The sequence below is a fragment of the Novosphingobium aquiterrae genome (genome assembly GCF_042434435.1).
Classification (GTDB): domain Bacteria; phylum Pseudomonadota; class Alphaproteobacteria; order Sphingomonadales; family Sphingomonadaceae; genus Novosphingobium; species Novosphingobium aquiterrae.
In genome coordinates this window covers 307,892-320,778 of record NZ_JBHLTL010000004.1, presented here as the reverse complement: position 1 = coordinate 320,778, position 12,887 = coordinate 307,892, and the positions used below count along the sequence as shown (strand labels likewise).

Below are 12,887 nucleotides of genomic sequence, written 5' to 3'. Positions count from 1 at the left end.
CGGCTTGAAGCGCAGCCGTTGCTGGCGCTATCGGAGAATCACCAGCTATGAAGATATCCACGCTCCTTTGCACCGTCCTGCTTGCCTGCCTCTCCGCCGCCCCTGCGGCGGCCGATGAGGTCAAGACGCCTTACTGGGCCTCGATCCGCGCGGGCGAGGTCAACATGCGCGCCGGGCCGGGCGAGGATTACAAGATCGAGTGGGTCTACCACCGCCCGCAACTGCCAATGAAAGTGCTGCGGATGATGGAAGGCTGGCGCCTGGTCGAGGATCCCGACGGTGCGCGGGGCTGGATGCTGGCCCGGTTCCTGACGCGGCAACGCAGCGCGCTGGTTAAAGGTCAGGGATTGGCTGACATGCGTGAGAAGGGCTCAGCGGACTCGCGGCTGCTGTGGCGCGTCGAAAAGGGCGTCGTAGCCTTGATCGACGATTGCGAGGATGGCTGGTGCCAGGTCAAGATCGGTGAGCGCTCTGGCTATATTCGGCAGGACAGGCTGTGGGGGGCGGGCGAACCCTGAGGTTGCCCGCCACACCCATGATGCCGCTCAGCGGCGATGGGTCTTGCGGAAATCGCGCGCGTCGTCGCGCAGCTCGTGCTTGGCACCCCGGTACTCGCGGCGTTCTTCCTTGATCCGCGCCTGACTGCCATGGTGGCGCGCGCGATTCAGTTCGTGGCGTTCCTGATGGACCGAACGGATGTCGTGACGCAGTTCAGCCTTAGTGGTATGCGCTTGGGCGATGCCCGGGAGGGCCAGGGCAGCGACGGCAAGCGAGGCGAGCAGGGTGCGGTTCATGCGGCAAACTCCTTCTGGATCGAGCCGACCGCGTGGGGGTCGGCGAACCAAAAAGTAGGTCTGCGAAAATGAACCGCAGATAACTGAACCGGCTGAAATTGGCGGTTTAGTGTCGCCAATTGTCGCACAAGTGTACAGTTCTTAGACCAGTTCCACCGCGACGGCTGTGGCCTCGCCGCCGCCGATGCACAGACTGGCCACGCCCTTGGTCTTGCCGTGACGCTTGAGTGCGGCAATCAACGTGGTGACGATCCGCGCGCCTGAAGCGCCGATCGGATGGCCCAGCGCTGTCGCGCCGCCATGGACGTTGATCTTGTCGTGCGGGATGCCCAGATCGTGCATCGCGAACATCGCGACGCAGGCGAAGGCCTCGTTCACTTCGAACAGGTCGACATCGCCCAGCGACCAGCCGGCCCGTTCCAGCACCTTGGTGATCGCGCCGACCGGGGCGACGGTAAAGTCCTTGGGCTCCTGGGCATGGGCGGCCACGGCAACGACCTTTGCAACCGGCGTCAGGCCCTTGGCCAGGGCTTCGCTGGCGCGGGTCAGAACGAGAGCGGCAGCCCCGTCCGAAATCGAGCTCGAAGTGGCGGCGGTGATCGTCCCGTCCTTGGCGAAAGCGGGCTTGAGCGTCGGGATTTTGTCCGGGCGTCCCTTGCCCGGGGCTTCGTCGGTATCGACCACGCTTTCGCCTGTGCGGCTGACCACGGTGACCGGGGCGATTTCATCGGCGAATGCGCCGCCGCTGATCGCGGCCTGGGCGCGGCGGAGTGATTCGATCGAATAGCTGTCCTGCGCCTCGCGGGTCAGCTGGTATGCGTTGGCGGTGTCCTGCGCGAAAGTGCCCATTGCCCGACCAGGCTCATAGGCGTCTTCCAGCCCGTCGAGGAACATGTGGTCATAGGCGGTATCGTGGCCGATCCGCGCGCCCGAGCGGTGCTTCTTGAGCAGGTAAGGCGCATTGGTCATGCTTTCCATGCCGCCCGCGACCACCAGGTCGATGGTTCCGGCAGCCAGAGCCTCGGCCCCCATGATCAGCGTCTGCATGCCCGAGCCGCAGACCTTGTTGACCGTCGTCGCCTGGACCGACTTGGGCAGGCCGGCCTTGATCGTTGCCTGACGGGCAGGGGCCTGGCCCAGCCCGGCGGGAAGGACGCAGCCCATGTAAACCCGGTCGATATCTGCTCCGTTCACTCCGGCGCGCTCCACCGCGGCCTTGATCGCGGTCGCGCCAAGGTCGGTTGCGGACGCATCGGAAAGTGTCCCCTGCATCGCGCCCATCGGGGTGCGGGCGTAGGACAGGATGACGATCGGATCGTGCGCGGAAAGCTGGGCCATGGAACTGCCTCTCTCAATCGGGGGTCGGGTTTCGTCGCAGCCTTAATGCTGCACTGCGGCAATGGCAATCGCCAGCAGGCACGGGGCTTGCCAATCAATCGCACATGCGAAACAAGGTGGTAAAGTGAAACGGGAGAACCTGCCATGAGCGCCGCCGAGATCGAACGCATGAACGCTGTGCTGGTCAGCCAGCGCGCCGCTTTCACCGCAGCCATGCCCGAAGCACTTTCCGTCCGCCGCGACCGCATCGACCGCGCCGTTGCCCTGCTGGTCGATCACCAGCACGCCTTTGCCAAGGCGGTCTCCGCAGACTTCGGGCATCGCAGCACCGAACAGACGCTGATGACCGATATCATGCCCTCGGTCGGCGCGCTCAAGCATGCGAAGAAGCACTTCGAGGCATGGAGCCGCAATGAAAAGCGCAAGGCGATGTTTCCGCTCGGCCTGATCGGCGCGAAGGCGGAAGTGCGTTGGCAGCCCAAGGGTGTGGTTGGAGTGATCGCCCCGTGGAATTTTCCAGTGGGCATGGTCATGGTGCCGATGGCCGGGATACTTGCCGCCGGAAACCGCGCGATGATTAAGCCCAGCGAGTTCACCGAACGCGTTGCCGAGGTCTTTGCCGAGGTCGTTCCCAAGTACTTTGCCGAGGAGGAAATGGCCGTATTCACCGGCGGGGTTGAGGTCGGCTCGGCCTTTTCCAAGCTCGCTTTCGATCACCTTATTTTCACCGGCGCGACCGGTGTGGGCAAGCACATCATGCGCGCCGCCGCCGACAACCTGGTCCCGGTCACGCTGGAACTGGGCGGCAAGTCGCCGACCTTCGTCGGGCGCAGTGCCGACAAGAAGCAGGCGGGTGAGCGTATCGCCATGGGCAAGATGATGAACGCCGGGCAGATCTGCCTGGCGCCCGATTATCTGATGGTCCCCGCCGAGCAGGAGCAGGATGTCATCGCCGGCGTGGTGTCCGGCGTATCGGCCATGTATCCCAAGTTGCTCGCCAATGACGATTACACTTCTGTGGTAAACGGTCGGAATTTCGAACGGCTCAAGGGTTACCTCGACGATGCCAAGGCCAAGGGTGCCGAACTGATCGAGGTCAACCCCGCGGGCGAAGACTTTACCGCCTCCAACGGCAACAAGATGCCGCTGACCATCCTGCGCGGCGTCAACGACGACATGAAGGTCATGCAAGAAGAAATCTTCGGCCCGATTCTGCCGGTGATGACCTATGATTCGATCGATCAGGCGATCGATTACGTCAACGATCACGACCGGCCGCTGGGCCTCTATTATTTCGGCAAGGACAAGGCCGAAGAGGAAAAGGTGCTGACCCGGACGATTTCGGGCGGCGTCACTGTCAACGATGTCCTGTTCCACAATGCCATGGAAGACCTGCCGTTCGGTGGCGTCGGCCCCTCCGGCATGGGCAATTATCATGGCCATGACGGGTTCAAGACCTTCAGCCACCCGCGCGCGGTCTATCGCCAGTCGGGAATGGATGTGGCCAAGCTGTCGGGCTTCAAGCCGCCTTACGGCAAGCAGACTGCGGCAACCCTGAAGCGCGAACTCAAGAAATAGGGCGGCAAAAGGGGAAGTGCCGGGGAAAATCCGGCGCTCCACCCCTTGCGCGGTGCAACATGCGGGACTAGGGCGCGGGGCAACAATTGCCATCGCGAGTCAGTCTGTTGGTCGACCTGTCGCAATACCTGCCGATCCTGATATTCCTGGCGATTGCGCTGGGGCTGTCATCGCTGTTCGTGTTTCTGCCGATGGGGGTGGCACGCCTGACCGGCGCGCATAACCCGACGGCGGAAAAGCTCAGCGAGTACGAATGCGGCTTTCCCGCGTTCGAGGATCCGCGCAGCCAGTTCGACGTGCGCTTCTACCTGCTGGCGATCCTGTTCGTGGTCTTCGATCTGGAAGCCGCGTTTCTGTTTCCCTGGGCGGTGACTTTCACCAAGCTGGGCTGGTCGGCGTGGATCACGATGATGATCTTCATCGGCGAGCTGCTGGTCGGCCTCGCCTATGCCTGGAAAGTCGGAGCACTGGACTGGGAATGAGCACTCTCGTCAATTCCGCGGGTCAGCCGCTTGTCGCCGCCGGCCAGCCGGTGACTGCGCCGGACCAGGGCTTCTTAAACGACATCAACGCCGAAGTGCATGACAAGGGCTTCCTTGTCACCAGCACCGAGGACCTGTTCCAGTGGGCCCGCACCGGCAGCTTGTGGTGGATGACTTTCGGCTTGGCCTGCTGCGCGGTCGAGATGATCCACGTCAACATGCCGCGTTACGACATGGAGCGCTTCGGCGTCGCCCCGCGCGCCTCCCCGCGCCAGTCGGACGTGATGATCGTCGCCGGCACGCTGTGCAACAAGATGGCCCCGGCGCTGCGCAAGGTCTACGACCAGATGTCGGACCCCAAGTACGTGATCTCCATGGGCAGCTGCGCCAATGGCGGCGGCTATTACCACTACAGCTATTCTGTCGTGCGCGGTTGTGATCGGATCGTTCCGGTCGACATCTACGTGCCGGGCTGCCCGCCGACTGCCGAGGCGCTGCTCTATGGCGTGATGCAATTGCAGCGCAAGATCCGCCGCGTCGGCACGATCGAGCGGTGAGGGCGGTATGAGCGTAGTCCATTCCGCCCCGCGCATGGCCTCGAACGAGGGGGTGGTCACGGCTGTCACCCAGACGCTGGGCGGCAAGCTGCTGTCGGCCCGCGAAGAGCATGGCGAGGTGATCCTCACCGTCGCCCGTGACAGCATCGGCGAATGCCTCGCGGCGCTGCGCGAGACGCATGAATACCAGCAGCTGATGGAGATCGCCGGGGCCGACTATCCCTCGCGGCCCGAACGTTTCGACGTGGTCTACATGCTGCTCTCGGTGACCCGCAATCACCGCCTTATCGTCAAGGTCACCGCCAGCGAAAGCACCCCGGTGCCGACCGTCACCCACCTGTGGCCCAACGCCGGGTGGCTCGAACGCGAAGTGTTCGACATGTACGGCGTGATCTTCGAAGGCAACACCGACCTGCGCCGGATCCTGACCGACTACGGCTTCGAAGGGCATCCCTTCCGCAAGGACTTCCCGCTGACCGGCTATGTCGAGCTGCGCTATTCCGAAGAAGACCAGCGCGTAGTCTATGAGCCGGTCAAGCTGGCCCAGGACCTGCGCCAGTTCGACTTCATGAGCCCGTGGGAAGGTGCCGACTACGTCCTGCCTGGCGACGAGAAAGCTACGCCCACGACCGCTGCGCCGACGCCGACGGCAACTGCGACCCCGGCGCAGACCGGCGCTGGCACCAAGGCCAATGATGCCGCGGCAGACAAGAAATCCGATGGCGCACCGGCGGTCACTGCAACGGCCAAGATCGAACCGGGCGCACCGAAGAAGACCAGCAGCCGACCGAAGAAGGGAGACAAGGCGTGAGCTTCACTCTCGAACAGTCGCCGACCACCGGTGACGAGGTCATTTCCAACTACACGATCAACTTCGGCCCGCAGCACCCCGCGGCGCATGGCGTGCTGCGCATGGTGCTGGAGCTGGACGGCGAGCTGATCGAACGGGTCGACTGCCACGTCGGGCTGCTCCACCGCGGCACTGAAAAGCTGATCGAGCACAAGACCTACCTCCAGGCGCTACCCTATTTCGACCGGCTCGACTATTGCAGCCCCTTGGCGATGGAGCACAGCTACGTCCTCGCGATCGAAAAGCTGCTCAATCTCGAAGTGCCGCTGCGCGCGCAGTACTTGCGGGTGCTGTTCGCCGAGCTGACCCGCATCTGCAACCACATGCTCAACATGGGGTCGCACGTGATGGATGTCGGCGCGATGACGCCGAACCTGTGGCTGTTCGAGATCCGCGAGGATTGCCTCAACTTCTTCGAACGCGCCTCGGGCGCGCGGATGCACTCGGCCTGGTTCCGCCCCGGCGGGGTCCATCAGGACGTGCCGCAGCAACTGCTCGATGATATCGACGCCTGGCTCGACAGCCGGCTCAAGCCGCTGTTCGAAGACGCGATGAGCCTGGTGATCGACAACCGCATCTTCAAACAGCGCAACGTCGACATCGCCCTCGTCAGCAAGGAGGACGCTATCAGGTGGGGCTTCTCCGGCCCGATGATCCGCGCCGCCGGCGTGCCGTGGGACCTGCGCAAGAGCCAGCCCTACGACGTCTATGACCGGATGGACTTCGCGATCCCGGTCGGCACCCGCAGCGACTGCTATGACCGCTTCATGGTCCGGGTCGAGGAAGTGCGCCAGTCGGCCCGCATCATCCGCCAGTGCATCGCTGAAATGCCGCAAGGGCCGATCGCTTCGGACGACCGCAAGGTGGTCCCGCCCAAGCGCGCCGAGATGAAAAGCTCGATGGAAAGCCTGATCCATCACTTCAAGCTCTACACCGAGGGCTTCCACGTGCCCGCCGGCGAAGTCTATGTCGCCACCGAAAGCCCCAAGGGCGAATTCGGCGTCTATCTGGTCAGCGACGGCAGCAACAAGCCCTACCGCTGCAAGATCCGCCCGACGGCGTTCAGCCACCTCCAGGCGATGGACTTCATGTGCAAGGGCCACATGCTGCCCGACGCGACCGCCATCCTCGGCGCGATCGACGTGGTGTTCGGGGAGTGTGACCGGTAATGCCGTATCGCCTCCAGATCGCTACCCAGATGATCGCGCATTACAACGCACAGGACGCCGACGCCTATGTCGCGCTGATGACCGACGATGCCTGCGAGGCCGGTTATCGCGGTGCAGTGTTGCGTGAGGGCAGGGAAGGTGTTCGCGCCGGCCTCAAAGCGATGTTCGCCGAGTTCCCGGAGAATCGCGCCGAAATCGTAACGGGCTACCACCTCGGTGACTATGCCGCGCTGCACGAAAAGGTCTGGCGTTCCAACGCTTCGGAGCCCTTCGAAGTCCTGTCCATCTACTCGTTCGAGGGCGACAAGTGCTCTCGCGTGGAGTTCGTCCGCTAATGGCTGACCGTCATCTCGAACCCGATACCCCGGAGCTGCGCGCGCGGTGGGGCGGCTTTGCCTTTTCCAAGGCCTGGGAGGCCAAGGCCAGGACCGCGATCGCCAAGTATCCCGAAGGCCGGCAGCGTTCGGCGGTGATGGCGCTGCTCGACTTTGCCCAGCGCCAGGTCGGTGAGGAAACCGGCACACAAGGCTGGCTGCCGATCCCGGTGATGGAATATGTCGCCAGGTACCTTGACATGCCGATAATCCGCGTGGTCGAGGTCGCCAGCTTCTACACCATGTACAACCTGGTCCCGGTGGGCCGGTTCCACGTCCAGGTCTGCGGCACCACGCCGTGCATGCTGCGCGGGTCGGACGACATCCTTGCCGCCTGCAAGAAGCGCGGGATGCACAAGGGCCACACCACCGACGACGGGCTGTGGACCCTGACCGAGGTTGAATGCATGGGCAACTGCTCGAGCGCGCCGATGGTCCAGATCAACGACGGCAACTACGAGGATCTGACGGTCGAACGCTTCGACGCGGTGCTTGATGCGCTGGCCGCTGGCAAGACGCCCAAGGAAGGCACCCAGGATCCGGGGCGCCACACCGTCGAACCGCTCGGCGGGCCGACCACGCTGAAGCAGATGGTCAAGACCAACCACGATTATCGGAAGGAATGGTAAGCCATGCTCGCCGATAAGGACCGGATCTTCACCAACCTCTACGGCTACCAGCCATGGACCCTGAAGGCCGCGCAGGCCCGGGGCGATTGGGATAACACCAAGGCGCTGATGGCCCGCGGGCAGGACGCGATCATCGACGAGATCAAGGCCTCTGGCCTGCGCGGGCGCGGAGGGGCCGGTTTCCCGACCGGCCTCAAGTGGTCGTTCATGCCCAAGGAATCGAAGGACGGCCGTCCCAGCTTCTTGGTGATCAACGCCGACGAGAGCGAACCGGGCAGCTGCAAGGACCGCGAGATCATCCGCCACGATCCGCACAAGCTGATCGAAGGCGCGCTGGTCGCCGGCTACGCGATGCGCGCGCGCGCTGCCTACATCTACATCCGCGGCGAATACATCCGCGAGGCCGAGGTGCTCGAAGCGGCCGTGGCCGAGGCGTATGCCGCCGGGCTGCTGGGCAAGAACGCGGCCAAGTCGGGTTATGACTTCGACGTCTTCGTCCACCGCGGCGCGGGCGCCTACATCTGCGGTGAAGAAACCGCGATGATCGAAAGCCTGGAAGGCAAGAAGGGCCAGCCGCGGCTGAAGCCGCCGTTCCCGGCCGGCGCGGGGCTCTATGGCTGCCCGACCACGGTTAACAACGTCGAATCGATCGCGGTTGCCCCCACGATCCTGCGCCGCGGCGCGGCGTGGTTCTCATCCTTCGGGCGCGAGAACAACAAGGGCACCAAGCTGTTCCAGATCAGCGGGCACGTGAACAAACCCTGCGTGGTCGAGGAAGCGATGAGCATTCCCTTCTCGGAACTGATCGAGAAGCACTGCGGCGGCATCACCGGCGGGCGTGACAACCTGCTGGCGGTGATCCCCGGCGGCTCCTCGGTTCCGCTCGTTCCGGCGGCCGAAATCTGGGACGCGCCGATGGACTTCGACGGGCTCAAGGCGGTCGGCTCGGGCCTTGGCACAGCGGCGGTGATCGTCATGGACAAGTCGACCGACATCGTCCGCGCGATCAGCCGCCTGTCACACTTCTACATGCATGAAAGCTGCGGCCAGTGCACGCCGTGCCGTGAGGGCACCGGGTGGATGTACCGGGTGATGGAACGCCTGCGCACCGGCGATGCTGAGCCCGCGGAAATCGACATGCTCCAGCAGGTCACCAAGCAGGTCGAAGGCCACACCATCTGCGCCCTCGGCGACGCCGCCGCCTGGCCGATCCAGGGCCTGATCAAGCACTTTCGGCCTGAGCTGGAACGCCGGATCGCCCAGCACGTGCGGGAGGCGGCAGAGTGAACTCTCGCGGCACACCTCGTTCAACTCTTGCATTGGCCCTATACGTAGTGGCAGCATTTGGTGCGACAAACTCGTTTTTTTCTCCCGGCGCAATCCGACTGTTTGGAGAAGAAGATTTGACCGGCTTGCAATACTTTGCAGCTCTTCTGCACGACTATATTATGATCTTTCTGCCCTTCTTGATGCTGGCGGGCCTAGCTCAAGTGATTCAATACCTCGCTGACATCAAATGGCTGCTTCGCCATAATTTGGAGGGCGGGCATGCCTAAAGTCACCGTAGACGGCATCGAACTCGAGGTTCCGCAGGGCGCGACCGTGCTGCAGGCGTGCGAGCTGGCGGGGAAGGAAATCCCGCGGTTCTGCTACCACGAGCGGCTAAGCATCGCCGGCAATTGCCGGATGTGCCTGGTCGAGGTTGCCCCCGGGCCGCCCAAGCCGCAGGCATCGTGCGCGCTGCCCGCCACCGAGGGCCAGGTGATCAAGACCGACTCCGCGATGGTCAAGGCGGCGCGCGAGGGGGTGATGGAGTTTCTCCTGATCAACCACCCGCTCGATTGCCCGATCTGCGACCAGGGCGGCGAGTGCGACCTGCAGGACCAGTCGGTCGCCTATGGCCGCGGCAAATCACGCTATCACGAGCCCAAGCGCGCGGTGACCGAGAAGTACATGGGCCCGCTGATCAAGACCACGATGACGCGGTGCATCCAGTGCACCCGCTGCGTGCGCTTCAGCGAGGAAGTGGCCGGGGTGGACGAGATCGGCGCGCTCTATCGCGGCGAGAACATGCAGATCACCACCTATCTGGAAAAGGCCGCCAGGCACGAACTGTCGGCCAACGTGATCGACCTGTGCCCGGTCGGCGCGCTGACCAGCGGGCCTTACGCCTTCGAAGCGCGTCCGTGGGAACTCAAGAAGACGCTGTCGATCGACGTTTCCGACGCGCTCGGCTCGAACGTGCGGCTCGACAGCCGCGGGCGCGAGGTGCTGCGCATCCTGCCGCGGATCAACGACGACGTGAACGAGGAATGGCTGTCCGACAAGGGCCGCTACATGGTCGACGGACTGACCCGCCGCCGCCTCGACAAGCCGTGGCTGCGGCGCGATGGCAAGCTCGTTGCCGCAAGCTGGGAAGAGGCCTTTGCCGCCGTGGCCAGGATCAAGCCGGGCAAGTCGGTGGCTGTCGTGGCTGGCGACCTGGTCGATTGCGAGACGATGTTCGCCGCCAAGGCGCTGGCCGGGGCCCTGGGCTCCAGCCTGCTCGAAGGGCGCCAGACCGGGCTCGATTATGACTGCTCGAACCTCGCCGCGGTCAACTTCAATTCGGGCCTGGCCGGGATCGAGGAAGCCGATGCATTGCTGATCGTCGGCAGCCATGTCCGCTGGGAAGGCGCGGTGCTCAATCCCCGCCTGCGCAAGATCGCCAAGCGCGGCGGCAAGGTGTTCATCGTCGGGCCAGAGTGGGAAACCACCTTCCCGGCGACCTTCCTTGCCAACGACCTTTCGGTCCTGGGCAAGCTGCCCAAGGACGCGGTCGACGCGTTCAAGAACGCCGAGCGTCCGGCGCTGATCCTCGGCGGGGCAGGGCTGGGCAAGGGCGCGCTCGATGCATGCCTCGCCTTCGCGGCGGCCAACAAGCTGGTCCGCCCAACGGACAACGGCACCTGGAACGGCTTCAACGTGCTGCACATGGCGGCAGCGCGGATGGGCGGGCTGATGCTCGGCTATGCGCAGAAGGGCGGGATCGCCGATCTGGTTGCCGCCAAGCCGAAGATGCTGATCTCGCTCGGCGCGGACGAGGTGGACTACACCAGGTTCGCCGATTCGATGATCGTCTATATCGGCCACCACGGCGACAAGGGCGCGCATGCCGCCGATGTCGTGCTTCCGGCGGCCGCCTTCAGCGAGAAGCCCGGGACCTACGTCAACACCGAAGGCCGGGTGCAGTTCGCCGACAAGGCGGTCTTCGCCCCCGGTGACGCGCGCGAGGACTGGACGATCCTGCGCGCCATGGCCGACGCACTTGGCGTCTCGGTCGGCTTCGACAGCTTCGACCAGCTCCGCGCCGCGATGGCCAAGGCCGTCCCCGCGCTGGGGCGCGAAGGCCTAGCCGACTACGGCGCGCTACCGAAAGGCAAGGCCGGGGCCAAGGGTTTGATCGAGGCCTATCCGATCAAGGATTTCTACCTCACCAACGCCATCGCCCGCGCCAGCGAAACGATGCAGCGCTGCTCGGCCGAGCTGCTCCACGGTGAGCCCTTCGCGGAGGCCGCGGAATGACCGAGTTCTTCCAAAGCTTCCACTTGTTCGGAATGCAGGCTTGGCATGTAACCATGTCTTACGAAGCTGCCTGGTTCATTGCCACGATCCTTGGCATCCTCCTCATCGCCCTGCCGCTGATGCTGGCCGTGGCGATGATCATCTATGCCGACCGCAAGATCTGGGCGGCGATGGCGCTGCGGCGCGGGCCCAACGTGGTCGGGCCGTGGGGGCTGCTGCAGTCCTTCGCCGACGGGCTCAAGGTGTTCCTGCAGGAAACCATTGTCCCTTCGGCGGCGAACAAGGGCCTGTTCCTGATCGCGCCGATCATCACCTTCACCGTCGCGCTGATGGCCTGGGCGGTGATCCCGTTCAATTCTGGCGCCGTGCTGGCGGATATCAACGTCGGGCTGCTCTACGTCCTCGCGATCTCCTCGCTCGGCGTCTACGGCGTGATCATCGCCGGGTGGGCCTCGAACTCGAAGTATCCGTTCTTCTCGGCGATGCGCGCCTCTGCGCAGATGATCTCCTACGAAGTGTCGATCGGGTTCATCCTGATCTGCGTGGTGATGTGGGCCGGGTCGTTCAATCTCAACACCATCGTCCACGCCCAGCAGAATCATGTCGGCCCGCTCAACGGCTTCGTCTTCAACCCGCTGCTGTTCCCGATGTGGGTGATGTTCCTGATTTCGGGCATGGCCGAAACCGCCCGCGCCCCGTTCGACCTGACCGAGGCCGAGAGCGAGCTCGTCGCCGGGTACCAGACCGAATATTCGAGCATGAGCTTTGCGCTGTACTGGCTCGGCGAATACGCCAACGTCCTCTTGATGTGCGCGCTCAACGCCACGCTGTTCTGGGGCGGGTGGCTGCCCCCGGTCGAGTGGGCGCCGCTCTACTGGATTCCCGGCTGGCTGTGGCTGTTCGCCAAGATCTTCTTCTTCTTTTTCATCTTCTCCTGGGTCAAGGCCACGGTCCCGCGCTATCGCTATGACCAGCTGATGCGGCTGGGCTGGAAAGTGTTCCTGCCGGTATCGCTGTTGTTCGTGGTGCTGGTCAGCGGGTGGCTAATGTTCACGAGGTACGGCATATGACGGTCGGGCAGCTCATCAAGAGCTTCACCCTGTGGGAGTTCGTGAAGGCGCATTGGCTGACCTTGAAGTACTTCTTCAAGCCCAAGGCGACGATCAACTATCCGTTCGAAAAGAACCCGCTGAGCCCGCGCTTCCGCGGCGAGCATGCGCTGCGCCGTTATCCCAACGGCGAGGAACGCTGCATCGCCTGCAAGCTGTGCGAGGCGGTTTGCCCGGCCCAGGCGATCACGATCGAGGCCGAACCGCGCGACGACGGCAGCCGCCGCACCACGCGCTATGACATCGACATGACCAAGTGCATCTACTGCGGCTTCTGCCAGGAAGCCTGCCCGGTCGATGCCATCGTCGAGGGGCCGAACTTCGAATACGCGACCGAAACGCGCGAGGAATTGCTTTACGACAAGGCCAAGCTGCTGGCGAACGGGGACAAGTGGGAGCGGGCACTGGCCGCGAACCTTGAAGCCGATGCGCCGTATCGTTAG

The 12,887-nt window shown here is 63.9% G+C and carries 15 protein-coding genes; 13 read left to right on the top strand and 2 right to left on the bottom strand.

All coding sequences use genetic code 11. The features are described 5' to 3' along the window. Nucleotides 1-47: 47 nt before the first annotated feature. Entirely contained in the window at nt 48-518 is a 471-nt protein-coding gene (locus ACFFF7_RS07510; protein WP_379480750.1) for an SH3 domain-containing protein, read from the top strand. 27 nt (nt 519-545) lie between these two features. On the opposite strand, the gene ACFFF7_RS07505 is transcribed toward ACFFF7_RS07510, so the two are convergent. Beyond that, complete coding sequence (locus tag ACFFF7_RS07505) at nt 546-794, bottom strand: hypothetical protein (RefSeq protein WP_379480749.1); 249 nt, start codon at nt 792-794, stop codon at nt 546-548. Nucleotides 795-935: 141 nt separating this feature from the next. Continuing rightward, entirely contained in the window at nt 936-2,132 is a 1,197-nt protein-coding gene (locus ACFFF7_RS07500) for an acetyl-CoA C-acyltransferase (RefSeq protein ID WP_379480748.1), read from the bottom strand. Between the two features lie 144 nt (nt 2,133-2,276). Between ACFFF7_RS07500 and ACFFF7_RS07495 the strand changes: the two genes are divergently transcribed. The 12 genes from ACFFF7_RS07495 to nuoI all read left to right on the top strand — a co-directional run bounded on the left by ACFFF7_RS07495 (nt 2,277) and on the right by nuoI (nt 12,887). Then, nucleotides 2,277-3,710 carry a coniferyl aldehyde dehydrogenase gene (locus ACFFF7_RS07495; protein ID WP_379480747.1) on the top strand — a complete coding sequence of 478 codons (1,434 nt, stop codon included), beginning with the start codon at nt 2,277-2,279 and terminating at the stop codon, nt 3,708-3,710. Between the two features lie 107 nt (nt 3,711-3,817). Further along, nucleotides 3,818-4,192: an NADH-quinone oxidoreductase subunit A gene (gene ndhC, locus ACFFF7_RS07490; RefSeq protein ID WP_379480746.1), complete on the top strand. Its 375-nt coding sequence runs from the start codon at nt 3,818-3,820 to the stop codon at nt 4,190-4,192. Continuing rightward, on the top strand, nt 4,189-4,749 hold the full coding sequence (locus ACFFF7_RS07485; protein ID WP_379480745.1) for a NuoB/complex I 20 kDa subunit family protein: 561 nt from the start codon (nt 4,189-4,191) through the stop codon (nt 4,747-4,749). The genes ndhC and ACFFF7_RS07485 overlap by 4 nt, the downstream gene beginning before the upstream one ends. 7 nt (nt 4,750-4,756) lie before the next feature. Further along, the gene (locus ACFFF7_RS07480) at nt 4,757-5,560 is read left to right on the top strand and encodes an NADH-quinone oxidoreductase subunit C (RefSeq protein ID WP_379480744.1); all 804 of its coding nucleotides are present in this window, start codon (nt 4,757-4,759) and stop codon (nt 5,558-5,560) included. Further along, complete coding sequence (locus ACFFF7_RS07475) at nt 5,557-6,768, top strand: NADH-quinone oxidoreductase subunit D (RefSeq protein ID WP_379480743.1); 1,212 nt, start codon at nt 5,557-5,559, stop codon at nt 6,766-6,768. Before ACFFF7_RS07480 ends, ACFFF7_RS07475 begins: the two co-directional genes overlap by 4 nt. Then, nucleotides 6,768-7,103, top strand: a complete 336-nt coding sequence (locus ACFFF7_RS07470; protein WP_379480742.1) for a nuclear transport factor 2 family protein — start codon at nt 6,768-6,770, stop codon at nt 7,101-7,103. The genes ACFFF7_RS07475 and ACFFF7_RS07470 overlap by 1 nt, the downstream gene beginning before the upstream one ends. Next, nucleotides 7,103-7,771 (top strand): NADH-quinone oxidoreductase subunit NuoE, encoded by a 669-nt coding sequence (nuoE, locus tag ACFFF7_RS07465; RefSeq protein ID WP_379480741.1) that lies wholly within the window; start codon nt 7,103-7,105, stop codon nt 7,769-7,771. Before ACFFF7_RS07470 ends, nuoE begins: the two co-directional genes overlap by 1 nt. A 3-nt stretch (nt 7,772-7,774) precedes the next feature. Continuing rightward, nucleotides 7,775-9,058, top strand: a complete 1,284-nt coding sequence (nuoF, locus tag ACFFF7_RS07460; protein ID WP_379480740.1) for an NADH-quinone oxidoreductase subunit NuoF — start codon at nt 7,775-7,777, stop codon at nt 9,056-9,058. Between the two features lie 47 nt (nt 9,059-9,105). After that, nucleotides 9,106-9,327 carry a hypothetical protein gene (locus ACFFF7_RS07455; RefSeq protein ID WP_379480739.1) on the top strand — a complete coding sequence of 74 codons (222 nt, stop codon included), beginning with the start codon at nt 9,106-9,108 and terminating at the stop codon, nt 9,325-9,327. Further along, nucleotides 9,320-11,335, top strand: a complete 2,016-nt coding sequence (gene nuoG, locus ACFFF7_RS07450; RefSeq protein ID WP_379480738.1) for an NADH-quinone oxidoreductase subunit NuoG — start codon at nt 9,320-9,322, stop codon at nt 11,333-11,335. The genes ACFFF7_RS07455 and nuoG overlap by 8 nt, the downstream gene beginning before the upstream one ends. Continuing rightward, the gene (gene nuoH, locus ACFFF7_RS07445) at nt 11,332-12,405 is read left to right on the top strand and encodes an NADH-quinone oxidoreductase subunit NuoH (RefSeq protein WP_379480737.1); all 1,074 of its coding nucleotides are present in this window, start codon (nt 11,332-11,334) and stop codon (nt 12,403-12,405) included. Before nuoG ends, nuoH begins: the two co-directional genes overlap by 4 nt. Then, a complete protein-coding gene (gene nuoI / locus ACFFF7_RS07440) occupies nt 12,402-12,887 on the top strand; it encodes an NADH-quinone oxidoreductase subunit NuoI (protein WP_379480736.1) in 486 nt (161 codons plus the stop codon). The genes nuoH and nuoI overlap by 4 nt, the downstream gene beginning before the upstream one ends.